The following is a 24,858-nucleotide window of genomic DNA, read 5'->3' as shown; positions in this document are numbered from 1 at the left end:
CTGCATCCAGCCCTTCTTCAGACCGAGAAAAGGTCGTTGGCGCGTAAGCGCTGAGTGGCTCGGGCGCGGCGGCTTCGCCGCCGCGTGCCCGAGACGGAGAGGGGCCTGCGCTGCGAGCAGCGTGGGCTGGCGAGTCTATTCCGCCGCCGGCGCCAATGGCTTCACCCGCGCCATCATGGTGCGTAGCGCGGCGGGTTTCACCGGCTTGTTGATCACCGGAACATCGAGTTCGGCTGCCGCCATGCGCACTTCGCCCGAACGGTCCGCCGTCACCAGGACCGCAGGTATCGCGTCGCGGTAATGCCGACGCAGCCGGACAATCACGTCGAGCCCGGTTTCTCCATCGAGATGGTAGTCGGCCAGGATGAGGTCGGGTTGAGGTGCCTTGTCCCCTCTTGCCTGAAAATCGGCCGAGCCGGAAAAGGTCGTCACCGTGCAGCCCCAGCCTTCGATCAGGAGCCGCATGCCCTCCAGGATGCGCGCGTCATTGTCGATGCAGGCGACCGTCAGGCCGGCCAGCGTCGAGCCGGTGCGGGCTGGGGCGCGTGGCCGAATTTCGGGCGCGGCTTCGGCAGCCTCTGCCAACGGCAGCACGATCGAGAAGCGGGTGCCCTTGCCCTGATTGGAGAACAGCCTGATCTCGAGCCTCAGCACGCGCGCGATGCGATCCACGATGGAAAGGCCGAGGCCCAGCCCTTGCGCCTCGCGCGCGCCCTCGTCCAGCCGGGTGAATTCGCGGAACACAGTGTTCAGCTTGTCGCCGGCAATGCCGATGCCGGTGTCGATCACCTGCACCTCGGCCAGCTCGCCGCGCCGCCGCACCCCGACGAGGATCTGGCCCTTGCGGGTGTATTTGATCGCGTTGGAAACCAGGTTCTGGATCAGGCGGCGCAGCAGGTTGCGGTCGGTGGTCACTGACAGCGATGAGGGCACGATGGTCAGTTTCAGCTGTTTCTTGGCGGCGAGCGGCTTGAAGTCGGTGCCGATCTGGGCAAGCAGGCCATCGAGCCGGAACGTCGTTTCTTCCGGTTTCATCGCGCCGGCGTCGAGCCGGGAAATGTCGAGCACTGCACCGAGGATGGTTTCCACCGATTCCAGCGAGGATTCGATGTTCATCGCCGCCTGGCCGGCGACGCCCTTGCCGGCCTTTTCGATCAGCGAGGCGCAATAGAGCCGCGCGGCATTCAGCGGCTGCAGAATGTCGTGGCCGGCGGCGGCCAGGAAGCGCGTCTTGCCGAGATTGGCTTCCTCGGCCAGCATCTGCGCCTGCGCCAGTTCTTCGTTGACGCGGGTAAGCTCGGCGGTGCGGCTCTTGACGCGCTGTTCCAGCGATTCATTGGCGCGTTTCAGCGCAAGGTCCGCCTCCACGCGTGCCGAGATGTCGGCATAGGTCGCGACCAGCCCGCCATCCGGCATCGGGTTCGAGCGCAGCTCCAGGATGCGGCCGCTGGTCCTGAGTTCCATCTGCCAGGGACCGGCGAAATTCGCGAGCCGGTCGAGCACCGTCAGCCGCGTTTCCTGCAAGATGTCGCCGCGATCGGCAAGATGGCGCAGGATCTGGTCGAGCGACACGCCGACCTGGCCCATGTCGTCAGGCAGGTCGAACAAGGCGCGGTACTGACGATTCCAGCAGATCAGGCGGAAGTCGCGGTCGAAGACGGTGATCCCTTGTTCCATCTGGTCGAGCGCGATCTGAAGCAGGTCACGGTTATGCTGGAGGGCTTCCGTCGCATCGTCGAGCAGGCGAAACGCATCCTTGGATTCGCGGTCGTTGCGGCGAAACAAGAGCGACAGGATCAGCCGTGCCGAAGACGAGCCAACAGCACTCGCCAGCAACTGTTCGGAAAAGCGGATCACCTCCATGCTGGCCTGCTCGTTGCCGTACAGGGTGATGCCGTTGTCGCGCTCGAAACTCTGGAATGACCGTTCCGTGCGCTCGACGCCGAGGTAACGGCCGATCGTGTCCTTGAGGTCGTTGACCGTCGTGGCGGTGCGGAAGCGGCGCAGGCTGGGCATCGGGCCCGTATCGCGCGGCACGAAGATCGCGGCCTGGATGCGCTCCAGCGGCACGGAAATGCGTGACAGGGAGCCCAGAATGAAAAACAGCGCGTTGATCGACAGGCTCCACATCACGCCGTGGTTGAGCGGTTCGGCGACCGTACCGAACAGGGCCTGTGGCCTCAGCGCCTCGATGCCGAACAAACCGTTGGCCACGATGGCGTTGTCGGGTGCTGCGAGCGAGGGAAACAGCAGCGTATAGGCCCACACCGCAATGCCTGCCACCATGCCAAGCGCGGCACCCCTTCCATTGGCGCGTCGCCAGATCAGGCCACCGATCAGGGCCGGCGCGAACTGTGCGATCGCCGCGAACGACATCAGGCCGATGGAGGAGAGGCGGGCGCTGTCGGTCGAGGCGCGGTAGTAGAGGAAGGCGATGAACAGCACGATGAAGATGGAGCCGCGCCGCACATTGAGGATGAGCGTCGACCAGTCCTCGTTTTCCGATGCGCTGTTCTTCAGCACGCGGCGCACGAACAGGGGGATGACGAGGTCGTTGGAGATCATGATGGCGAGCGCCACGCTCTCCACGATGACCATGGCCGTGGCTGCGGAAAGCCCGCCGATGAAGGCCGCCATCGCCAGCCCGTCATGGCCGCCGAGCAGCGGGAGCGACAGCACGTAGAGATCGCTCGACGTGCGATCGCCAACAACGGTCAGCCCGGCCAGCGCGATCGGCAGCACGAACAGGTTGATGGCGATGAGGTAGAGCGGGAACACCCACGTAGCGGTGCGCAATTCGCGCTGGCTGCGGTTCTCCACGATCATCACGTAGAACTGGCGTGGCAGCATCACGATGGCGAAGGCGCTGAGGCCCGTCAGCACCAGCCAGGTGGCAAGCGAGGTCCGATAGCTCATCGCCTGCTGCACCTGGGCGTTGGCGCTGAGCCGGTCGAGCATGTCGCCGGGACCGCCGAAGATCAGGAAAGTGACGAGCAGGCCAATGGCAACGAAGGCGGCCAGTTTCACTACCGATTCCACGGCGACCGCCAGCACCAGGCCGTCCTGGTGTTCGGTGGCGTCGGCGTGGCGGGTGCCGAACAGCACGGCGAAGACAGCCAGCAGCATCGCCACGATCAGCGATATGTCGGAAACGAACGGATCGAAGGAAGGCGGCGAACCGGAATAGTGCTCGACCATCAGGCTGACTGAGCCGGAGATCGCCTTCAGCTGCAGCGCGATATAGGGCACCGCGCCGACGGTTGCGATGAGTGTGGCGATCGCCGCCACGGTAAAGCTCTTGCCATAGCGGGCGCCGAGGAAGTCGGCCACCGAAGTGATCTTTTCGGCCTTGGCCAGCCGCACGATGCGCGACAACAGCGGAAAGCCGAAGGTGAACAAAAGCACCGGGCCGATATAGATGCCGAGGAATTCCCAGCCGCGCCCGGACGACAGCCCGACCGAACCGAAGAAAGTCCAGGAGGTACAGTAGATGGCAAGGCTGAGCGCATAGATCAGCGGCCGTGGCCGGCCGGGTCCGCTCACGGCGGCGCGCCGGTCGCCGATGCTGGCGACCGCGAACAGCAGCGTCACATAGGCGAGCGCTATGATGACGATGAACCAGCCCTGCACGCCGGATATTCCTCCCTGACCAATTGTCGCTTCGAGGCAATCACAGCTTCACAGAACTGTCCATTACGACCTTGGGTGCGACCCACAGCCGACGCATCGCAACTCTACGTTTCGTTTTTGCTCGTGCTGCGGTGCGTTTTTGTTATTGTTTCTGCGAATCGGCAGAAGGGCCGGTTGCCGAGGGTCGCGGCGTTGGGCCGCGAAAAGGAGGACAAAATGCTGAAAGAATTTCAGGAGTTCATCTCCAGAGGCAATGTCATGGATCTGGCGGTCGGTGTCATCATCGGCGCCGCCTTTGGAAAGATCGTCGACTCGCTGGTCAACGACATCATCATGCCGATCGTCGGTGCGATCTTCGGAGGCCTGGACTTCAACAACTACTTTTTTGGCTTGTCCTCGGCCGTAACGGCCACTTCACTGGCCGAAGCCAAGAAGCAAGGCGCCGTCTTCGCCTATGGTTCCTTCATCACCGTGGTGATCAACTTCATCATCCTCGCCTGGATCATTTTCCTGATGGTCAAGGCGGTCAACAATGTCCGCCGCCGGCTGGAAAAGCAGAAGCCTGCCGAAGCCCCGGCCGCGCCGCCGGCCGACGTCGCGCTGCTCACCGAAATCCGCGACCTGCTCGCCAAGAAGTAATCTCAGTCCTCTGGACCAAGAACCCGGTCGCTTGCGGCCGGGTTTTGCTATTTTCGGGGCAAGGCAAACACGATAGCACTCCGGGACAATTTCAAGCCGGAAGATACCCATGGATCTGGTCGAGACCCTGCGCGCGGAAGCACGCGCTGCACCTGAAAGCGGCATTGTTGCCGTCATGAACCACGGCCGCGGCCGTGATGGCATGATTCCGCTCTGGGCAGGTGAGGGCGACCTGCCGACGCCTGCCTTCATCGCGGATGCCGCGAGCCGTGCGCTCGGCAACGGCGAGACCTTCTACACCTGGCAGAAGGGCATCCCGGAGGTACGGCAGGCGCTCGCCAGCTACTATGAGCGCCACTTTGGCAAAAGCTTCGCGCCGGAGGAGTTCATCCTCACCGGTTCCGGCATGCACGCCATCCAGCTCGCGATCGATGCCGTCGCTGGCAAGGGCGACGAGGTGATCTATCTGTCGCCGGCATGGCCGAATTTTGCAGCGGCAGCCGGTATCAGCGGCGCGGTGCCTGTGCCGGTCGTGCTCGACCTCACCGACAATGCTGGTTCCGGGGGCTGGTCCTGTGATGTCGAAAAGATCGCGGCGGCGATCACGCCACGCACCAGGGCGATCTTCGTCAACACGCCGTCGAACCCGACCGGCTGGACCGCCGACCGCGAAACATTGCAGGCGATCCTCGAACTCGCGCGCGCCAGGGGCCTCTGGGTCATCGCCGACGAGATCTACGCGCTGTTCCACTATGATGGTGGCCGTGCGCCGTCCTTCATCGACATCATGCGCGACGATGATCGCATTCTGTTCGTCAACAGCTTCTCGAAGAACTGGGCGATGACCGGCTGGCGCGTCGGCTGGATCAAGACGCATCCTTCCCTGCAGCAGGTGTTCGAGAACCTGATCCAGTATTCGACCTCCGGCGTGGCGCAGTTCATGCAGCGCGGGGCGGTGGCTGCCCTCGATGAAGGCGACGCTTTCGTCGCCAGGCAGGTTGCGCATGCACGCCAGGCGCGCGATCTTGTCTGCGGCATCCTCGGGCAGACCGGCAAGGTGCGTTTCGCGGTTCCGCCCGGCGCCTTCTACCTGTTCTTTTCCGTTGACGGTTTGAACGATTCCCGCGCTGCCGCGTTCGACATTGTCGACCATGCCAATGTCGGGCTGGCGCCGGGTACCGCGTTCGGAGCAGGTGGCGAGAAATTCCTCAGATTGTGCTTCCTGCGCCGGCTGGACCAGCTTGAAGAAGCCGCGACCCGCATCGCCGACTGGACGCGGCGCTTGTAATTTCGCGCAAGATTGTTACGAGCAATATTATTACGTGCCTCTGAGAAGGCGAGATCTGCCGTTCCCGACGGAAGGCTTGAGGAAAGTACGCCAGATGACTGCCCAGACGACTGCAAAGCCGCGCATTGAACTGATCCCGCATGCCTCGCCGACCTCGCTGGAGGCGCGCGCCGCGCTGATGGCCAATCCCGGCTTCGGCAAGGTGTTCTCCGACCATATGGTCACGATCACCTGGACCGTGGAACGCGGCTGGCACAACGCGCAGGTTCGTGCACGGGCACCCTTCGCCATCGACCCGGCGGCGGCGGTGCTGCACTACGCCCAGGAGATCTTCGAAGGCATGAAGGCCTACCGCACCCCGGACGGGCTGGCACTGTTCCGCCCGGAGGAGAATGCGCGCCGCCTCAATCTTTCAGCCGAGCGCATGGCGATGCCGGCGATCCCGGAAGAGCTGTTCATCGAGGCGGTCGAGACGCTGGTGCGCACCGACGCGGCCTGGGTGCCGGAAGGCGATGGCAGCCTCTATCTGCGTCCGTTCATGTTCGCCAGCGAAGCCTTCCTCGGCGTGCGCCCGGCCACGGAATACATCTTCTGCGTCATCGCTTCGCCGGTCGGCGCCTACTTCAAGGGCGGCTACAAGGCAGTGAGCGTCTGGGTGTCGGATGATTATACCCGCGCGGCGCCCGGCGGCACCGGTGCCGCCAAATGCGGCGGCAACTATGCCGGCAGCCTGATTGCCCAGGCCGAGGCTACCCGCAACGGCTGTGACCAGGTCGTCTTCCTTGACGCGGCCGAGCGCCGCTGGATCGAGGAGCTCGGCGGCATGAACGTCTTCTTCGTCATGGACGACAAGCGCATCGTCACCCCGCCGCTCGGCACCATCCTGCCCGGCATCACGCGTGCATCGATCATGAAACTCGCCGCCGAAGCCGGCTACACGGTCGAGGAACGACTCTACAGCTTCGACGAGTGGCAGGCCGATGCAACCAGCGGCAAGCTGCGCGAGGCGTTCGCCTGCGGCACCGCCGCCGTCATCGCCGGCATCGGCACGGTGAAGTTCCGCGAAGGCTCGTTCTCGATCGGCAACAGCGGCGACGGCGAGGTCACCTCGCAGCTGCGCGCCAAGCTGGTCGGCGTGCAGCGCGGAACCGTCAAGGACGACCACGGCTGGATGCGCAGCATCTGATACGGCTCGACCGCTGCATTGCGGTCCTGTTTTCCGGAATTGCCTGAAAAACCAAGTGCCAAAGTGGTTCCGCTGACAAGCGGAACCACTTTGGGGCGTTGCATGCCTTGCTGATGCGTTGGAGCTAAACAAGATGTCGTTCATTCCCAGAATCGTCGTGGCTTTGGTGGTCGCGCTCATCGTCGGCTTCGGGTTCATGGTTTACGACAAGAAAACCGGCGCGGAATGGGTGGTCTCGCCTGAGCAGATCGCTGCCGGCAATGGCTCCGTCGAGACGCGTCCCGGCACGGTCGCGGTGCGTGCGATCCGCAGCGAGACCGCCGACGTGCTTCCCTACAAATGGGCGATAAGCGGCATCATCGCTGGCGGCCTGGCCTTTTTCATGCTGCGCCGCAGGAACGCCTGATCCTGGACAGGCGACGCGGCTCGGTCAGGAACGACGGCTGAATACGCGGTAACTGACATTTTCCAGGACGCGTGATTGCCTTTCGCAGGCAGCTTCGTAATATCCCTCTGAGTATAACGGAGCTGCCGTATGAAAACCGTTCGCGCCTTGCTGCCCATCCTGATCCTGCTGGCGACACCAGCCCTGGCCACGGACGGCATCGCGCTTTCAGGTGCGGGCATCACCACGGGCACACTGACCGCCGCGGACCTCGACAAGTTGCCGGCAACCGAGCTGGACGTCTCGTTCAAGACCAGGAACGGGATGGAGAAAGGCCACTACAAGGGCGTTCTCCTGTGGTCGCTGCTACAGGAAAAAGGCCTGTCCAGGCTCAGCCAGGAGCATCACGAAGACCTGAAGCACACCTTCCTGGTCACTGCGGATGACGGCTACAGCGTCGCCTTTTCGATCGGCGAAATCGCGCCGGATTTCGGCAACCGCGCCGTCATCCTCGCCACCGAGCAGGACGGAAAGCCGCTGGTTCCCGGCGAAGGCTTCCGGCTGGTTGTACCAGGCGATGCTCGTGGCGCCAGGAGCGTCAAGGGCGTGGTCTCGATCGAAGTGAAATGAATTTGTCGCGCAACGTGTGCGGCGCGATCACAACATGCGCGAAACCGCAGGGGCGAACCTGAGAGGTCGCGGCGTTGACGCTCTAAGGTGCCAGCCGCACGGTGATCGCTGCGTTCGGGGCGGACAGTTGCTCCGCGAGACCCTGGGCTTTTGTCGTATCGAAGCCGTTGATCGTGATCATGCCTTGAAGGATAGGTTCACGAACAACCGGTTCCAGGATCACTGTCTCGCCGATCAGAAGCTGCGTTTTTTGGCCGATCGCGGCGCGGGTGAAATCGCCGAAGACCTTGGCGCTGTCCGGTGTCAGCACGACGCTCACGACGGTTTCGCCGTAAAGCGGGTCCCTGGTGGTTTCAGCCTTCGCGATCTTGAGCGAGATCGGGGCGATGGCTTTCGGTGGTTCTGCCGCTGCTTGTTGCTCTGCCGGTGCGCCGGACTTGGCCTCGCCGCTGAACCCCTCCAGGTCGGAAGGCTGCGTCGTGGTCTGTCCCAGCGGGCTGACGCTCTGAGCCGAGACGATCTTGGCCTTCCACGCCGGTGGCTCGGGCAGGGTCGGCAACTGGTCGTCGCGCCAGATATGGGCGACGATGGTGAGCTTCGTGCCAGCACTGTCCACCGTCACGCTGTCCAGGGCTTCCACTGTCGAACCGTCCTGCAGCGACACGACCAGCGTCAGGTCACGGGATTTTTGCGGGCTTAGGACCCGCGTCATCTGTTCATCCGTCAGTTGCTTCGCCCGTTCGCCGAAGCCCGCGATTATCTTTTCGGTTGGCGCTTTCGTAGCCGCCTGGAGGGCCGCCGGATCGAAGCTCTGCAGCATGCTGAAGGTGGCGATGCGCCTGGCGCTGTCGGTCGACACGAGTTTCCATGCCGATGTCGCGGAAACGATTCCATCTCCGATGCTTTCGTCGCCTTTTGCGCTCCACGCGCTGCCGACCTCGATGGTGGCGTCCTGCGAGGCCTGACCCAGGCTGAGAGCGATGACCTCGGGGATGAGCACGTCGACCACCTTGAGCGGGTTGTCCTTGATTGCCTGAACCATGCGGCTGGCGACGCTGTCGGCCGGCACCGTCGCTCCACCTGGTCCAGGCGCGGCGATGAGGCTTTCCATATGGGCGACAATCTGGTCGGCTCCCGCCAACGCAGTCGGATAGCCGGTCAGATCCGTCTCGACCTCCAGCTGCTGCACGCCGTAGGCGGTGAGCGAATTCCGATATTGCGCATTCATCGGGTAGGAATCCGCGACGCTCAGGGCCGCCGGCGGAAGATCGGCCGACAGCACCCAGCGCACCCGCATGCCCTTGTCGTCGCGCGAGACCACCGCGGTCTGCTGGCGGAAATCTCCGCGCATCACCATCGCGGCTGCTTCGGGCTTGTCGAACCACAGCGACATGTCGGTCTCGGTCGTCTTCTGGATGCGGTAGGTATGGACGGTGCCGATTTCCGGCTGATACCGGGGAATGGTGACGTTTTCCGCCGCCTGCGCGACGGCTGCGGTGATCACCTGGCCGCCCACTGCAAGGACAAGCGGGATCAGCGTTCTCAGCCGGGGCTTGAAACGATCATCGATGGCACGAAATGGCATGAAGGTTATCCGGTCTAAGGGCTCCGGCGCCAACCTAGAGCAATTCCAGGAAAAGTGCGTAGCGGTTTTCCGTCCGGAATTGCGTGAAAACAAAAAGTTAGAGCATTTCCGCGTTTCAGTGAAAAACGGAAACGCTCTGGAGCATCCATTTTGGCCAAGGAAGAGGCGGGCGTCATTCCTGTTCCCGCGCGTCGACGCGTTCGCTGATACGCACCTTGCCAATGCGGCGCTTGTCGAGCGAGAGCACTTCGAAGCGCCAGCCGTTCGTCTCGAACGCCTCACCTTCCTTCGGCAGGTGGCCGAGTTCGGTGAGGATATAGCCGGCGAGCGTCGCATAGCGGTTCGTGTCATCGACCAGGTCGTTCTCGATGACACAGCTGAGCTGGCGGATGTCGATGAAGCCGTCGGTCAGCCACGCCCCGTCCTCCTGGCGTTCCAGCGCCGCAGCCTCTTCATCCATGTCCGGGAACTCGCCGGCGATGGCTTCCAGGACGTCGGTCGGTGTCGCGATGCCTTCGAGCGAGCCATGCTCGTCGACGACCATGGCCATCTGCACCGGCGAGCGGCGCAGTTGCTCCATCACCTCGAGCACATTGGCCGCCTCGTGCACGATCACCGGCTGCCGGGTCATGCGCGCCCAGTCGATTGCGTTGCCGTCGAGCAGTGAATTGGACAGATCATTGGTGATGGCGACGCCGACGAAATCCTCGACGCTGCCGCGCGCGAGGACAACGCGGCCATGCGTGAGCCTGCGGATGTTGGTTCGCAGCGTCTCTGCATCCTGGTCGAGGTTCAGCCATTCCAGCTCGTTGCGCGGCGACATGATGGAACTGACGGGTCGTTCGCCGAGGCCGAGCACGCCGCGGATCATTTCCTTCTCTTCAGGCTTGAACAGGTCGCCTTGCCTCGCCTGCTCGGCAATCACGTCGACGATCTCGCCCAGCGGCTGTTCACCGATGCGACCGCCGAGCAGCCTGAAGACGGCCTCGGATGTCCGCTCGCGCAGATCGCCGGTGCTGATGACCTTTTCGCGGTTGCGGCGACCAAGCTGGTTGGCCGCCTCGATCAGGACCGAGAAGCCGATGGCAGCGTAGAGATAGCCCTTCGGAATATGGAAACCGAAACCTTCGACCACGAGGCTGAAGCCGATCATCAGCAGGAAGCCGAGGCAGAGGATGACCACGGTCGGGTGCCTCGAGACGAACGCCATCAGCGGCCTGGAGGCGGCGGTCATGACGGCCATGGCCACGCAGACGGCGGTGATCATCACCCAGAGCTCGTCGACCATGCCGACGGCGGTGATGACACTGTCCAGCGAAAACACGGCGTCGAGCACCACGATCTGCACGATGACCTGCCAGAAGGCCGCCTGGAACACCTTGCCCCGCTTTGGCTTGTGTCCGCCCTCCAGGCGTTCGTGCAGTTCCAGCGTGCCCTTGGCGAGCAGGAACACGCCTCCGAGGATGAGGATGATGTCGCGGCCCGAGAACGAGAACGGGGCGATCGAAAACAGCGGTTGAGTCAGCGTCACGATCCAGGAGATCGAGAACAGCAGCACGATGCGCATCATCAATGCCAGCGACAGGCCAATCAGGCGCGCTTTGTTGCGCAGGTGTGACGGCAGCTTGTCGGCCAGGATCGCGATGAAGACGAGATTGTCGATGCCGAGGACGATTTCGAGGACGATAAGGGTGATGAGGCCGGTCCAGATGGCTGGATCCGCGAGGAGTTCCATTGTTGGTCCTAAACGTTGTTGCGTGAACGCAGAAAGCCCCCGGCGGGAACACCGGAGGTCAAGACAAAGCGAAGCGGATGATGAGATGAACGAAGGCAGCTGGTTCCGCATCGCGGAACCAGCTGCCTTCGGTGTCGACCGTCGCCGGCACTACTGTCGCCGTCGTCAGGCAAGAGTGTGTAACGTCCCGTTACGCGTGTAATTTCTGCATGCGATCGATCCCGCTCAGCCGCCGGACTTCGGCACCAGCAGCGGGATGACACGTTCGGTCTCGGTAACGGCCGGGCGGCCGGTGGAGCCGTAGGGAATGCCGAGCGCATCCCAGGTCTCGACCAGCGCGTCGCGCAGGCCGTCGATCAGCGCGTCGTCATGGAACGGCGTCGGCGTGATGCGCAGCCGCTCCGTGCCGCGCGGCACGGTCGGATAGTTGATCGGCTGGATATAGATGCCATGCACGCCGAGCAGGCGATCGCTCGCCATCTTGCAAAGCTCGGGCTCGCCGACCAGCACCGGTACGATATGCGTGGCGGAATTCATCACCGGCAGGCCGGCAGCGGCCAGCACCTGCTTGGTGCGCTCGGCCTGGCGCCTCTGGCCGTCGCGCTCGACCTGCGAGGCCTTGAGGTGGCGGATCGAGGTTGTGGTTGCAGCCGCGATGGCCGGCGGCAGCGCCGTGGTGAAGATGAAGCCCGGTGCGTAGGAGCGCACGGCGTCGATGACAGCGCGCGGGCCAGTGATGTAGCCGCCCAGCGTGCCGAACGCCTTGGCCAGCGTGCCTTCGATGATGTCGATGCGGTCGACCAGGCCTTCCTGCTCGGTGATGCCGCCGCCGTGCGGACCGTACATGCCGACGGCATGGACCTCGTCGATATAGGTCATGGCGTTGTATTTGTCGGCGAGGTCGGCGATCGCCTCGATCGGCGCGATGTCGCCATCCATGGAATAGACGCTTTCGAACACGATCAGCTTGGCGCGCTCGCGCCCGGCGCTCTGCAGCAGGCTTTCCAGGTGCGCCACGTCGTTGTGGCGGAAGATCTTCTTCTCGGCGCCCGAGCGGCGGATACCTTCGATCATCGAGGCATGGTTGAGCTCGTCGGACAGGATCAGGCAATTCGGCAGCAGCCGCGCGATGGTCGAGATGCCTGCTTCATTGGAAACGAAGCCGGAGGTGAAGACCAGCCCGGCCTCTTTGCCATGCAGGTCGGCCAGCTCGAGCTCAAGTTCCACCAGCGGGTGGTTGGTGCCGGAAATGTTGCGGGTGCCGCCCGCGCCCGTGCCCATGCCGCCGGCAGCAGCCTGCATCGCGGCGATGACATCGGGGTGCTGGCCCATGCCGAGATAATCGTTGGAGCACCAGACGGTGATCTCCTGGGCACGGCCATTGGCGCGCCAGATCGCGCGCGGAAACTTGCCCGCGATGCGTTCCAGATCGGCGAATACCCGGTAGCGGCGCTCCGCATGGAGCTGGTCGATCGCTTCCTCGAAGAACCGCTGATAGTTCATCTGTGCTTCCCAATTTGCGGCCGGATCATAGTCACAGCCCCGTCCGGCGTCCATGTACCAGCTTTGGTCAAAATGCCACGCCCAGTCTTTGGATGTCCATCGACCAAATCTAACGAACACGGTCTGTGAACTATTCCCTTGATGTGGATCAAAGATCGCATCGCAAATTGGCAGAAGCCGTCACATTGCTTCTTAAGGCTTTCCGGCTAGCGTCTGCAACAATCCTGCGCATGAGAGTGTTTGCGGATTTTAGAGGGGAGTAGGCCGCATGGCCGTGTTGGTGACGGGTGGTGCCGGCTATATCGGCAGTCACATGGTTTGGGAACTTCTCGATGCCGGCGAAGAGGAGGTCGTCGTCCTGGACCGGCTATCGACTGGTTTCGACTGGGCCGTGGCGCCGGAAGCCAGGCTGGTCGTCGGCGATGTCGGAGACAAGGATCTTGTCGCCAGAATCATTCGCGAGCATGGCATCGACGCCATCATCCATTTCGCAGGTTCCATCATCGTTCCGGAATCGGTGGCCGATCCGCTCGCCTATTACGAGAACAACACCTCCAAGACCCGCTCGCTGATCGAAGCCGCGGTTCGAGGCGGAGTGGCGAATTTCATCTTCTCTTCGACCGCGGCTGTCTATGGCGGCAGCCGGTTGGAGCCGGTGACGGAAGACGCGACTACCATGCCAGAATCGCCTTACGGCATGTCCAAGCTGATGAGCGAGTGGATGCTGCGCGATGCCGCCGCCGCCTACGGCCTGCGTTACTCGGCCTTGCGCTATTTCAATGTCGCCGGTGCCGATGCCAGGGGCCGCACGGGACAGGCTTCGCCGCGCGCAACGCATCTGATCAAGGTGGCCAGTGAAGTTGTGCTCGGCAAGCGGCCTTCGCTCGAGGTTTTCGGTACCGACTATCCGACACCCGACGGAACCTGCCTCCGTGACTATGTCCATGTCAGCGATCTCGTGACCGCGCATCGACTGGCCCTGCAGCGGCTGCGTGCCGGTGCTGGCAACCTCGTCGCCAATTGCGGTTACGGCCACGGCTATTCGGTACTCGAGGTGATTGAGGCGGTGCGCCGTGTCAGTGGCCGCGACTTCGTTGTCACCATGGGACCGCGCCGTCCCGGCGATGCGGCATCCGTCATCGCCAATGCCGATCTGGCCCGTGGGGAACTGGGCTGGGCGCCGCACCGCGACGATCTCGATCTCATCGTGCGCGATGCGCTCGAGTGGGAGCGCGTGCTGGCAGGGAAGAACTCCGCGCGCAACTGAACCCCGTAAAATCTGGACTATCAGGTCGAGGCTCGAAATGCCGGCCGATTGCCGTTATGAGGACGCGGCGTCGCGGGCGCCTCAAAGCCTGATCCGGAACCGAAGGCCGGCGAAGCAAAAGGTGCGGACCTTTCGGACAAGGTCATGCGGCGAAGGCAAGCGGCGTGATCCCGAAGGCGATCGCTTGGTTGGGGAGACGGTTTTGAAGATTGTGGTTCTTGGCGCCGGCGTTGTCGGCACGGCGGCGGCCTATTACCTGGCCAGGGACGGCCATGAGGTCACCGTCGTGGAACGTCACGAGACGGCGGCGCGCGGCACCAGCTATTCCAATGCCGGCCTGGTCTCGCCAGGCGATGCGACCGCCTGGGCCTCGCCGGCCGCGCTGAAGACCTTCCTGCGGGCGCTCTACAACCATGATCTCGGCATCAAGGTGAGACTGCGTTTCGATCCTTATTTCCTTGCCTGGAGCCTACGGTTTCTCAGGCAATGCACCCGGGAGCGCCTGCGCGCCAACAGCGAGGTGAAGCTAAGGCTCGCGCTCTATTCGCGCGACTGCATCAATGCGCTGCAGCAGCATACCGGCCTGTCCTATGACGAACGACGCCGGGGCATTCTTTACTTCTTCCGCACGCAGAAGAGCCTGGAGCACGGCACCGCGAACTACGAGTTCCTGGCCAAACACGGCCTGCCGATCGAGATCGTCGATCGCGACCGTCTGGTCGAGATCGAGCCCGGCCTTGCCGGCGCCAGGGACAAGATCGCCGGCGGTGTCTATTCACCGATCGACCAGACCGGCGATTCCCGGCAGTTCGTCGAAAATCTCGCCGCTTTCGCCGTCGAAAGGCTCGGCGTGAAGTTCCTCTACGGAACCACGGTGGAAGGCCTCGACATCGAGGGCGACACCGTCCGCAACGTGATGACGTCCAACGGACCGGTTTCCGGCGATGCGGTGGTGATCTCGATGGGGCCGGAAAGCGGTCTGCTCGGTCGTCGCTACGGCATCGACCTGCCAGTCTATCCCGTCAAGGGCTATACCGCGACGGTGCCGCTGGAGGACGAAAGCAAGGGACCGACCATGGGCGGCGCCGACGAGGACCAACTGATCGCCTATTCGCGGCTCGGCAATCGCCTGCGCATCGCCTCGACGGCCGAGTTCACCGGTTTCGACCGCAGCTACCACCCGCGCGATTTCACCGCCATGTTCCGGACGGCGAAGGACCTGTTCCCCGGCGCTTTCGACGAGAAGAAAGCGGAGCTGTGGTCGGGTCTCAGGCCGATGATGCCGAATTCGGTTCCGGTGATCGGCCGCGCCAGGTACAGGAACCTGTATCTCGATACCGGACACGGCCATGTCGGCTGGACGATGGCCTGCGGCTCCGGCGCCTTCCTGGCCGATCTCGTTGCCGGCCGCAAGCCGGAGATCGACCCGCAGGGCCTTGTCTACAAGGGTTAGGTCACAGCGGCCTTCAGGTGCGAGACGAGCGAGGAGGCTGACCCGCTCGACTAAACCGGTTGAGAACTCGCCGGCTGCAACGTCATCACCTCGACTTCCCGATTTTGCCGGGAAATGATCGCTGCTTGGGCGATGCCGGCAAAAGCGTGGCGGGTTTGCCTTGTGGTGGCGGAGGGCGTGATGCGGCGTTTCCTGAAGATCGTTTTCGCGGTGCTGGTGGTGTTGATTGTCGCCGGGCTCGGCTTTTTCTTCTTCGTGCTGCCCGCGCGCGTCGAGCAGGCGATGAACGGTGTGATCAATCCTCCGCCTTGTGCCGCGTCGGACAGGGCCAAGGCGCTGCACGAGACGCTGACCATCGCCGATCTGCATGCCGACCCGCTGTTGTGGGGCCGCGATCTCCTGGCGCGTGGCACCCGTGGCCAGGTCGACATACCGCGCCTGGACGAGGGCAACGTCGCCCTGCAGGTCTTTGCCGTGGTCAGCAAGTCACCGCGTGGCCAGAACATCGAGCACAATGACGGTTCGACCGACAACATCACGCTGCTTGCGATCGGCCAGCGCTGGCCGATTTCAGCGATCTTCAGCCTCAAGGAGCGTGCGCTTTACCAGGCCGCCAGGCTGAACGACATGGCGGCGCGCTCCGATGGCCATTTCGTCGTCATCAGGTCGAAGCGCGACCTGCGCCGTTTCCTCGATCGCCGCAAGGTGGAGTCCGGCCTTGTTGCCGGTCTGCTCGCCATCGAAGGCGCCCAGGTGCTGGAGGGCGATCCGGCCAATGTCGACGCGCTCTTCGATGCAGGCTTCCGCATGATGTCGCCGGCGCATTTCTTCGACAGCGAGATGGGTGGGTCCGCGCATGGCGTCGACAAGGGCGGGCTGACCGACAAGGGCCGCGAGATGGTCCGCCGCATGGAGGAAAAGGGCATGATCCTCGATCTCGCTCATGCCTCGTCGGCCACCATCGACGATGCGCTCGCCGTCTCAACGCGTCCCGTGGTGGTTTCCCACACCGGGGTGAAGGGCACCTGCGACAACAACCGCAACCTGTCCGACGATCAACTGAAAGCCCTGGCGGCCAAGGGTGGGTTGATCGGCATCGGTTATTGGGAAACCGCCGTCTGCGGCAAGGACGCAACTGCTGTCGCCGAAGCAATCCGGCATACGGCCGACATGGCCGGCATCGACCACGTCGCGCTCGGCTCCGATTTCGATGGCGCCGTCACGATGCCGTTCGACACCACCGGGCTCGTCCAGGTCACCGACGCCTTGCTGACGGCCGGCTTCAATGACGAGGATACCGGCAAGGCGATGGGCGGCAACGAAATCCGTTTCCTGCTCGAAAACCTGCCGGATTGAGATCTGTCGTTTCGGCCAGCACTTGAGGGTCTCATTTTTCCAGCGTTCCGAAACGGCGACGACAGCAAGGCGATCCAGACCCCAACTTCGTCCCGCTGCGCGTTGTGCCGATTATTTCCCGCACATGGCGCCTTGCGTCGAAACGCGTTTGGGGCGAGTCATTGGTCCCGTCGTGAATCACCACTAGTGTCCCGATTTTGAAATTCGCCAGAGTTTTGATATCGGGCGGGGAGCGAATTTCAAAATCAAAGGGGACACTAGCAACTCATAGTTTCTGGTGTAGTGATTTCGAAGTTCGCTCCGGGCGTTATATCGAGGATCTGGCGAACTTCGAAATCACCACACCAGGGCGGGGGTATCTCTGGAGAAATGGTCATGCAACCAGTCCGCCATGCGCTGATATCCGTCAGCCTTGTTGTTGCGCTCGCCTTCGCGCCGCTTGAGCTTGCCATCGCCGCTTCACCGGCGCCGGCCAAGGGCGAAAACGGCATGGTCGTCACCGCGCAGCGCCTGGCCACCGAGGCCGGCGTGGAAGTGCTGAAAAAGGGCGGTAACGCCGTCGACGCGGCGGTCGCCGTCGGCTACGCGCTCGCCGTCACCTATCCGATCGCCGGCAATATCGGCGGCGGCGGGTTCATGACCATCCGCTTCAAGGAAGGCAAGACCACCTTCCTCGATTTCCGCGAGCGTGCACCGCTTGCCGCCACCAAGACCATGTATCTCGACAAGGACGGCAACCCGATCAAAGGCGCCAGCCTCGACGGTTATCTGGCCGTCGGTGTGCCGGGTTCGGTCGCGGGCCTGGAAATGGCGCGCGAGAAATACGGCACCTTGCCACGCGCCGACCTGATGGCGCCGGCGATCCGGCTTGCCGGCGATGGCTTCACGCTGGAGCAGGGCGATGCAGCCGCTCTTGCCTCCGATGCCGAGCGGCTGGCCAAGGACCCGGCGGCGGCTGCCATCTTCCTGAAGCCGGACGGCAAACCCTTCGGCATTGGCGAGAAGCTCGTCCAGCCGAATCTCGCCGCCACGCTCTCCACGATCTCGGAGAAGGGGGCTGATGCCTTCTACAAGGGTGGTATCGCCGACACCATCATCGCGGCATCGAGCGCCAAGGGCGGCATCCTCGCCAAGGCGGATTTCGAACAGTACAAGGTTCGCGAACTCGCCCCCATCACCTGCAATTATCGCGGCTACGAGATCATTTCTTCGCCGCCGCCGAGCTCCGGTGGCGTCATCATCTGCGAAATCCTCAATGTGCTCGAAGGCTATCCGCTCGGATTTCTCGGCTATGGTTCGGCCGATACGGTGCACCTGATGGCCGAGGCGATGCGTTATGCCTATGTCGATCGCAACTCGGCGCTCGGCGATCCGGACTTCGTACAGAACCCGGTCGAAAAGCTGCTCGACAAAGGCTATGCGGCACAGATCCGCGCCAAGATCGATCCGTTCCGCGCCGGCGTTTCGAAGGATCTGATGCCGGAGGGCTTCGGCGAGAGCAAGGAAACGACGCATTATTCGATTATCGACAAGGACGGCAACGCGGTTGCCGTCACCTACACGCTGAACGGCGCCTTTGGCGCCGGCGTGGTGGCAGATGGCACCGGTATCCTGCTCAACAACGAGATGGACGATTTCACCCAGAAGCCAGGCGTGCCCAATCTTTATGGCCTGGTGCAGGGCGAGGCGAATGCGATCGCGCCGAAGAAGACCCCGCTGTCCTCGATGAGCCCGACCGTCGTCGCCAAGGACGGCAAGCCATTCATGGTCATCGGCAGCCCTGGTGGCTCGCGCATCATCACCATCACGCTGCAGGCGATCCTCAACGTGATCGACCATGGCATGAACATCCAGGAAGCGATCGACGCGCCGCGTATCCATCATCAGTGGTTGCCCGACACGCTCTATGTCGAAGACAACGGCCTGTCGCCCGACACGCTGAAGCTGCTGGCGGGAATGGGCTACAGCCTGAGCGTTTCGGAAGAAGGCAAGACCTGGGGGCAGGCCGCTGGCATCCTGGTCGGCGGACGCAGTCTGGGTGAGATCCAGAAGGGTGGCGGCGCACGCTACAACGGCGCCATCGACAGCCGCGCGGTTGCAGGAGAGGCGCAGGGGTATTGAGCGCTGGGGCGCCCCATTCTCCCCACAGGGGCAGGGCAATCGCACATGGGTTGTGCTGGGACATTCCCTTCAGCGTTCCGGAATGGATCCCCGACACTCTCCGCTCCCTGCGGTCGCTCACGAGGTCGAGGATGACGCAGGTTGCAATACCGCGGCTCATCTTCAGCGTTGAAGGTTGAGATGGTGCCAACGTTGGAGATTGGCCGAAGCGCTCTGCCAAGCTCCGTCATCCTCGACCTCGTAGGGAGCGCAGCGACCGAAGAGTGTCGGGGATCCATTCCGGAACGCGGAAGAAGGGGCGGCGATCCAGACCCTGCATCGAGGCGTACCGCATGGCAAATGCCTGCAAGGGGAAGAACGAGGCGCCGCAAGAAAGGCGCAGGGATATCGAACCCCTGCGCCCTCCGACCGAGCCCAACTGGGGGCTTATGAGCTCGGCGTCTCGGCCTGCTTTGCGGCAAGCAGTTCCCCGGCGGCGCGATCGGCGTCGGTGACTGAGGTCAGCGGCCGCAGCCTGCGTGCCAGCCATCCGTTCAGATCGTCCATAACGGTGAACATCACCGGCACGAACACCAGCGACAGCAGCGTCGAGGTGATCAGGCCGCCGATCACCGCAATCGCCATCGGTGCGCGGAAGCCGGCATCGGCGCCGACACCGATGGCCGCCGGCGCCATGCCGGCCACCATGGCGATCGTCGTCATGATGATCGGCCGTGCGCGGGTCGTGCCGGCCTTCATCAGAGCTGCGCGCCGGTCGAGGCCCCCACGCCTGGCTTCGATCGCATAGTCGACCAGCAGGATCGAGTTCTTGCCGACGATGCCCATCAGCATCAGGATGCCGATGACCGACGACAGGTCGAGCGCGGAGCCGGCGATGAGCAGCGCCAGCGCCGCGCCGCCCAGCGACAGCGGCAGCGCGATCAGGATCGTCACCGGCTGCAGGAAATCCTTGAACAAAAGGACCAGTACGGCCATCACCATGAGCACGCCCGCCAGCACCGCGAGCGCGAAGTTGCGAAACATCTCGGCCATGGATTCGGTGTCGCCATACTCCTTGAGGCTGACGCCGGCCGGCAGCTGCTTGTAGGCCGGCAACTCCATGATCGCCGCCATAGCGGTGCCGAGCGTGGCATTGTTGTCGAGATTGGCTTCGATGGCGACCTGGCGCTTGCGGTCGAGGCGCTCGATCTGGCCTTCCTCGGCACCGAAGCTGATGTCGGCCACCGAAGTGAGCGGCACCATCTTGCCGCCCGACGTGCCGACGCGCAGCTTGCGCAGCGCTTCCAGGTCCGCCCGGGCGGAGCTGTCCAGCAGCACGCGGATCGGCACCTGGCGATTGCCGAGATTGAACTGCGCCGAGGCTGAATCGATCTCGCCGAGCGTTGCGATACGGGCGACGGTTCCGAGCGCCATCGACGATACGCCAAGGCGGGCCGCCTCGTCCGGCCGAGGCTTCACCACCAGTTCCGGCGCCAGCGGCGGCTCGCTCGACAGCACGTTGGCGAGCTGAGGAAGGCCGCGCATTTCCATTTCGAGCTTGCGCGCCGCATCCGACAGCACCTGAGTATCCTCGCCGACAAGGTTGATCGCGACCTCCTTGCCGCCACCGTCCGACAGGAAGGTGAACTGGATATCCGGCGTCATGGCGAAGATCGGCCGCACCGCCGCCTCGAACCCCTTACGGTCCTCGTTGCGCTCGCTGCGTGGCGTCAGCCGGATCAGGAAATTCGCCTCGTTCACATTTTCGGATGTGACCAGCACCGTTTCCACTTCCGGCCGGGCCAACAGCTGCTTGACCATGCCATCGGTCACGCTCTCGGTCTCGTTGAGCCTCGTGCCGGGTGGCAGCGTCACTTTCACTTGCGAGAGATTGCCGTCGCTGGTCGGCAGGAAGCCGGTCGGCAGCATGGTGAGCAGCGCGACCGAACCTGCGAAGATCACCGCGACGATCGCCAGCGCGGTCTTGCGATGGTCCAGCGTCCAGGCGAGCAGCCAGGTGTAGCTGGTCGCGATCCTGGACGGCTTCACGTCATGATCGACCTGTTTCGCAGGCTGCATCAGATAGGCAGCCATCAGCGGCGTGAGCAGGCGCGCGACCAGCAGCGAGAACATGACGGCAATGGCGACCGTGAGGCCGAACTGCTTGAAATATTGCCCGACCGCGCCGCCGATGAAGCTCACCGGTGCGAAGATGGCGACGATGGTCAGCGTGGTGGCGACCACCGCCAGCCCGATGGCGTCTGCGGCCTCGATCGAAGCGATATAGGGCCGCTTGCCCATATGGATGTGGCGCTCGATGTTCTCGATCTCGACGATGGCGTCGTCGACGAGGATGCCGATGACCAGCGTCAGTGCCAGCAGGCTGATCGAGTTCAGCGTGAAGCCGAGCAAATCCATCGCCGCGAAGGTCGGCAGGATGGAAAGCGGCATAGCCAGCGCCGAGATCATGGTGGCGCGCCAGTTGCGCAGGAACAGGAACACCACGATGACCGTCAGCACCGCGCCTTCCACCAGCGCGGTGGAGGCCGCGTCATAGCTTTCCATCGTGTACTGGACCGTCGAGATCAGTTCCTTGATCTCGATATCCGGCGAGCGCGCCTGGATTTCGGCGATGCGGGCACGGGTGGCGTCGGCGACGGTGGTGTCGCTGTAGCCCTTGCCGCGCGACACGGAGAAACCAACGGTGGACTCGCCGTCCTGCCGCGCGAAGAAGCGCGGTTCCGCCGAACTGTCGGTGACGGTCGCGATGTCGGCCAGTTTTACCCAGCGCTTGTCCGGCAGCGGCACGGAAAGCTGCGCCAGCTCCTCCACCGTCTTGACGCTGCCGAGCGCGCGGATCGATTGCTCGCGCCCACCAATGGTGCCGCGGCCGCCTGGAATGTTGGCATTGATGTCGCGCAGGGCGGAATTGACCTGGTCGGCGGTCACGCCCAGCGCCAGCATCTTGTCGGGGTCGAGCGAGACGCGGATTTCGCGGGCGACGCCGCCCAGCCGCTGCACCTTCTGGACGCCGCTGACGGCAAGCAGCTCGCGGTTGATGGTGTCGTCGACGAACCACGACAATTCGACCGGCGTCATGCGCGGCGCCCTGACCGTGTAGTAGAGGATGGCGCTGCCATCGACGTCGACGCGCGCAATCACTGGTTCCTGGATCGATTGCGGCAGGTCCGAGCGGATCTGCTGGATCGCCTCGCGCACGTCATTGGTGGCGCGGTCGGGATCGGTGCCGATCTTGAATTCCACCTCGGTGGTGGAGGAGCCGGTCGTGATGGTCGACTTGATGTGGTTGACGCCTGCGAGGCCGGACGCCGCACCTTCGACGCGCCTGGTAACCTGCGTCTCCAGTTCTGCCGGGGCGGCACTCGACTGCGTCACCGTGACCGTCACGATCGGGAAGGTGACGTTGGGGTTGGCGTTGATCGGCAGCCGCATGAAGGCGGCGAGACCCGCGAAGGTCAGCACGATGAACAGGACAATGGTGGGGACCGGCTTTCGGATCGCCCAGGCGGAAATGTTGCTGGTGTGCATTTTTTAGCTCGGTGGTCCTTCCGAAAATCGATCTCGATTTTCGGGGCCTGTCATTTCTTGACGCTGCCGGCCTGCACCAGGTCGACGGTGGTCACGGCGTCGCCCTCGCGCAGGGCCGCACCCGCCTTGGCGACAATGCGTTCGCCGGGCTCGAGGCCGGCGCGGATCTCGACCCTGCCGCTCCTGCGCAGGCCCGTTTCGACCGGGCGACGCTGCACGCGGCCGTCACTGACGACGAAGACGGCGCAATCGTCGGTGCCGCGTCCGTAGACCAGCGCGCTGTCGGCGACGACGATGGCCTCGCGTTTGGCGAAGATCACTTCGGCCCTGCCGAAGGCTCCGACAAACAGCGGCTCCGTGGTGTCGAGCGTGATCTGCGCCGATCCCAGCCGGGTTTCGCGGTCGATCTTCGGGGCAACGATGCGCACCTTGCCACTGACCTCAACGGTACGGCCGGCAAGCTTCACCTTGACCGGCTGGCCGATGGCCAATGCGGGCAGGTCGGCTTCCGGAACCTCGGCGGCGAACTCGACCGCGCCATCGCGTATGAGGCGGATCAAAGGCTCGGCACTTGCCTGCGCGCCGGCGCGGGCCAGGCGTTCCGAAACGACACCGTCGGCCGGCGCGCGGATGGCTGCGCGTTCCAGCTGTCGCCCAGCCTCGGCACGCTGTGCCTGTGCCTCGGCATTCTCCGCCCGCTGCACGGCAACGCCTTGCCTCGCTACCGCAACGGCGGAGGCGCGATCCTCATAAGCCTGCTCGGAAATCGTCCGGGTCATTCTCAGACGCTCGGCGCGTTCGAATGCCGACTGGGTCTGCGCCAGCGTTGCCTCCTGCTGGGCAAGGGAGGCTTTGCTGCGCGCCACGCGGCCTTCCGCTTCGCGCAGCTTGTTCTCGAGCATCGCGGTTTCCAACTGGACCAGCACCTGGCCGGCCTTGACGTGCTCGCCGACTTCCACCTCGACCGAAGCGATGCGCTGATCCTGCAAGGACGTTCCGACAGCGATCTCGTCGCGCGCCACCAGAACGCCGGTGAAGGTCAATGTCCATTCGGCCGGCTGCCGTTCCGCGATGAAGGTCGAGACAGTGCGCTGGGAAAGATCCGTCCGGGCCGCTGCGGCGGCCCCTTCGGCCAGCAGCGGTCCGGTGCCCGCCACCACGATGAAAACGGATGCCGCCGCTGCCTTGAAGCAATTCCGGGAAAAGTGCGAAGCGGTTTTCCGTCCGGAATTGCGTAAAACCAAAAAGCGAGAGCGTTTCCGCGTTTCCGTGGAAAACGGAAACGCTCCGGCAAAGCGAGAAACGTAACGCATGGGTCCTATTCGCCTGTATTTGCGGCGTCCCTGCCGCTCATTAAATTATTAGACTAGTCGATCTAATTAACGACTCAGCCGAATGTCAATGCGCGGAAATGTAATAGTTTCTGCGTTGACAGGCCATAGTTCGCCATTTATTAGACTGAGTAGTCTAGAAATAAAAGGGCGGAATTGAGGCGGTATGCGCAAGGTCGATCCCGAGAAGCATGAGGCGAAGCGCCAGCAGATATTGCAGGCAGCCGTCACCTGTTTCGCGGTCAAGGGGTTCCATCGCACCTCGACCGCCGAGATCTGCGCCGAGGCCGGCATGAGCCCGGGGAATCTTTTTTATTATTTCCCGAACAAGCAGGCGATCATCGCCGCCATCGTCGAAGAAGAGCGGCGCCAGACTGCCGACTATTTCGAAGGCACGGTGCAGTCGACGGACCTGTTTGCCGAACTGCTCGACTTCATGGACATCGTGCTCGAGCTTGCTTCCGATCCCACCTATCTCAAGCTGGCACTGGAGATCGCGGCCGAAGCGATGCGCGACGAAGAGATCGGCAAGCTCGTCACCAAGAACGACAACGAACTGCAGGTGTCCCTGAACACGCTTCTGCGCAACGCCGCTGCCCGCGGCCAGGTTGATCCGACGCTCGACCCGGCCGACAGCGCCCGCTGGATCGCTGCACTGATCGACGGCGTCTTCAGCCGTGTCGCCATCGATCCCGGTTTCAACCCCCTGGAGCAGCGGCCGATGCTGCGGCTCCTCATCACGCGCTTTCTGCGGCCAGGCGCGGCGCCGACGACCTGAAACATCCGAGGCGCTATGCGGTCGCGCTGCTGCAAGGCAACCGTTCATCACCATGGCAGACGATCCAAAGGCACTGCGCCCGGCGCGCACCATATGGCCCTATACCGGGCTCCAGGCTGCCAGCGTCACCGTCAATCTCGCCAACGCGATCACCGCGGTGGTCTATCCCTGGCTGGTCTACGATTTGTCGGGCAACGCGAGCTGGATGGGCATCATCGCGGCGCTGACGCTGTTCCCGGCCATCTTCGGCTCGGCCTTCGGCGGCATCATTGCCGAAAAGGTTGGCATCCGCCGCGTGGCGCTGGTCTCGGTGGCGATGGGAGCGGGGGGGGGGGGTTTTTTTGTCCCTTCCCCCCCCCCCCTCCCTCTCCCCCCCCCCGTGCTTGCCGCACTCTCCTTTCTTTTCTCCTTCCCTTCCGGGTCCCACCGGACCCCCCCCCCCG

General features: G+C 63.5%; 16 protein-coding genes. 10 read left to right on the top strand and 6 right to left on the bottom strand.

The genetic code is table 11. From position 1 onward, the window contains the following. Positions 1 to 135: 135 nt before the first annotated feature. Positions 136 to 3,630 (bottom strand): NahK/ErcS family hybrid sensor histidine kinase/response regulator, encoded by a 3,495-nt coding sequence (locus ACFWXH_RS22270; protein ID WP_379123519.1) that lies wholly within the window; start codon positions 3,628 to 3,630, stop codon positions 136 to 138. Positions 3,631 to 3,846: 216 nt separating this feature from the next. Here ACFWXH_RS22270 and mscL point away from each other — a divergent pair, with 216 nt between their 5' ends. The 5 genes from mscL to ACFWXH_RS22245 all read left to right on the top strand — a co-directional run bounded on the left by mscL (position 3,847) and on the right by ACFWXH_RS22245 (position 7,758). Beyond that, a complete protein-coding gene (mscL, locus tag ACFWXH_RS22265; RefSeq protein WP_379123518.1) occupies positions 3,847 to 4,269 on the top strand; it encodes a large conductance mechanosensitive channel protein MscL in 423 nt (140 codons plus the stop codon). A 109-nt stretch (positions 4,270 to 4,378) separates the two neighbouring features. After that, positions 4,379 to 5,557 (top strand): pyridoxal phosphate-dependent aminotransferase, encoded by a 1,179-nt coding sequence (locus ACFWXH_RS22260; RefSeq protein ID WP_379123517.1) that lies wholly within the window; start codon positions 4,379 to 4,381, stop codon positions 5,555 to 5,557. Between the two features lie 94 nt (positions 5,558 to 5,651). Continuing rightward, positions 5,652 to 6,743 carry a branched-chain amino acid aminotransferase gene (locus tag ACFWXH_RS22255; protein ID WP_379123516.1) on the top strand — a complete coding sequence of 364 codons (1,092 nt, stop codon included), beginning with the start codon at positions 5,652 to 5,654 and terminating at the stop codon, positions 6,741 to 6,743. A 133-nt stretch (positions 6,744 to 6,876) separates the two neighbouring features. Beyond that, positions 6,877 to 7,149, top strand: a complete 273-nt coding sequence (locus tag ACFWXH_RS22250) for a hypothetical protein (RefSeq protein ID WP_054312892.1) — start codon at positions 6,877 to 6,879, stop codon at positions 7,147 to 7,149. Positions 7,150 to 7,278: 129 nt separating this feature from the next. Further along, the gene (locus ACFWXH_RS22245) at positions 7,279 to 7,758 is read left to right on the top strand and encodes a molybdopterin-dependent oxidoreductase (RefSeq protein WP_379123515.1); all 480 of its coding nucleotides are present in this window, start codon (positions 7,279 to 7,281) and stop codon (positions 7,756 to 7,758) included. Positions 7,759 to 7,840: 82 nt separating this feature from the next. On the opposite strand, the gene ACFWXH_RS22240 is transcribed toward ACFWXH_RS22245, so the two are convergent. The 3 genes from ACFWXH_RS22240 to hemA all read right to left on the bottom strand — a co-directional run bounded on the left by ACFWXH_RS22240 (position 7,841) and on the right by hemA (position 12,581). Next, on the bottom strand, positions 7,841 to 9,343 hold the full coding sequence (locus ACFWXH_RS22240) for a hypothetical protein (RefSeq protein ID WP_379123514.1): 1,503 nt from the start codon (positions 9,341 to 9,343) through the stop codon (positions 7,841 to 7,843). 172 nt (positions 9,344 to 9,515) lie between these two features. Beyond that, positions 9,516 to 11,078, bottom strand: coding sequence for a transporter associated domain-containing protein (locus ACFWXH_RS22235; RefSeq protein WP_379123513.1), 1,563 nt, complete (start codon positions 11,076 to 11,078; stop codon positions 9,516 to 9,518). 225 nt (positions 11,079 to 11,303) lie between these two features. Next, positions 11,304 to 12,581, bottom strand: a complete 1,278-nt coding sequence (hemA, locus tag ACFWXH_RS22230) for a 5-aminolevulinate synthase (RefSeq protein WP_054312888.1) — start codon at positions 12,579 to 12,581, stop codon at positions 11,304 to 11,306. 268 nt (positions 12,582 to 12,849) lie between these two features. On the opposite strand from hemA, the gene galE reads away from it, so the two are divergent. The 4 genes from galE (at position 12,850) to ggt (ending at position 18,778) form a co-directional block, all read left to right on the top strand. Beyond that, positions 12,850 to 13,848: a UDP-glucose 4-epimerase GalE gene (gene galE / locus ACFWXH_RS22225; protein WP_054312887.1), complete on the top strand. Its 999-nt coding sequence runs from the start codon at positions 12,850 to 12,852 to the stop codon at positions 13,846 to 13,848. Positions 13,849 to 14,050: 202 nt separating this feature from the next. Further along, the gene (locus ACFWXH_RS22220; RefSeq protein ID WP_379123512.1) at positions 14,051 to 15,301 is read left to right on the top strand and encodes a D-amino acid dehydrogenase; all 1,251 of its coding nucleotides are present in this window, start codon (positions 14,051 to 14,053) and stop codon (positions 15,299 to 15,301) included. A 180-nt stretch (positions 15,302 to 15,481) separates the two neighbouring features. Then, positions 15,482 to 16,657, top strand: coding sequence for a dipeptidase (locus ACFWXH_RS22215; protein ID WP_379123511.1), 1,176 nt, complete (start codon positions 15,482 to 15,484; stop codon positions 16,655 to 16,657). Between the two features lie 375 nt (positions 16,658 to 17,032). Then, on the top strand, positions 17,033 to 18,778 hold the full coding sequence (gene ggt, locus ACFWXH_RS22210) for a gamma-glutamyltransferase (RefSeq protein ID WP_054312920.1): 1,746 nt from the start codon (positions 17,033 to 17,035) through the stop codon (positions 18,776 to 18,778). 426 nt (positions 18,779 to 19,204) lie between these two features. Here the strand turns inward: ggt and ACFWXH_RS22205 are convergent, their stop codons facing one another. After that, on the bottom strand, positions 19,205 to 22,306 hold the full coding sequence (locus ACFWXH_RS22205) for an efflux RND transporter permease subunit (protein WP_379123510.1): 3,102 nt from the start codon (positions 22,304 to 22,306) through the stop codon (positions 19,205 to 19,207). Between the two features lie 50 nt (positions 22,307 to 22,356). Next, positions 22,357 to 23,466: an efflux RND transporter periplasmic adaptor subunit gene (locus tag ACFWXH_RS22200; RefSeq protein ID WP_379123509.1), complete on the bottom strand. Its 1,110-nt coding sequence runs from the start codon at positions 23,464 to 23,466 to the stop codon at positions 22,357 to 22,359. A 337-nt stretch (positions 23,467 to 23,803) separates the two neighbouring features. Here ACFWXH_RS22200 and ACFWXH_RS22195 point away from each other — a divergent pair, with 337 nt between their 5' ends. Further along, positions 23,804 to 24,415: a TetR/AcrR family transcriptional regulator gene (locus ACFWXH_RS22195; RefSeq protein ID WP_379123508.1), complete on the top strand. Its 612-nt coding sequence runs from the start codon at positions 23,804 to 23,806 to the stop codon at positions 24,413 to 24,415. Positions 24,416 to 24,858: the final 443 nt, after the last annotated feature.

This window comes from Mesorhizobium sp. NPDC059054 (assembly GCF_042739215.1).
Taxonomy (GTDB): domain Bacteria; phylum Pseudomonadota; class Alphaproteobacteria; order Rhizobiales; family Rhizobiaceae; genus Mesorhizobium.
This window is presented reverse-complemented; position numbering and strand designations above follow the sequence as displayed.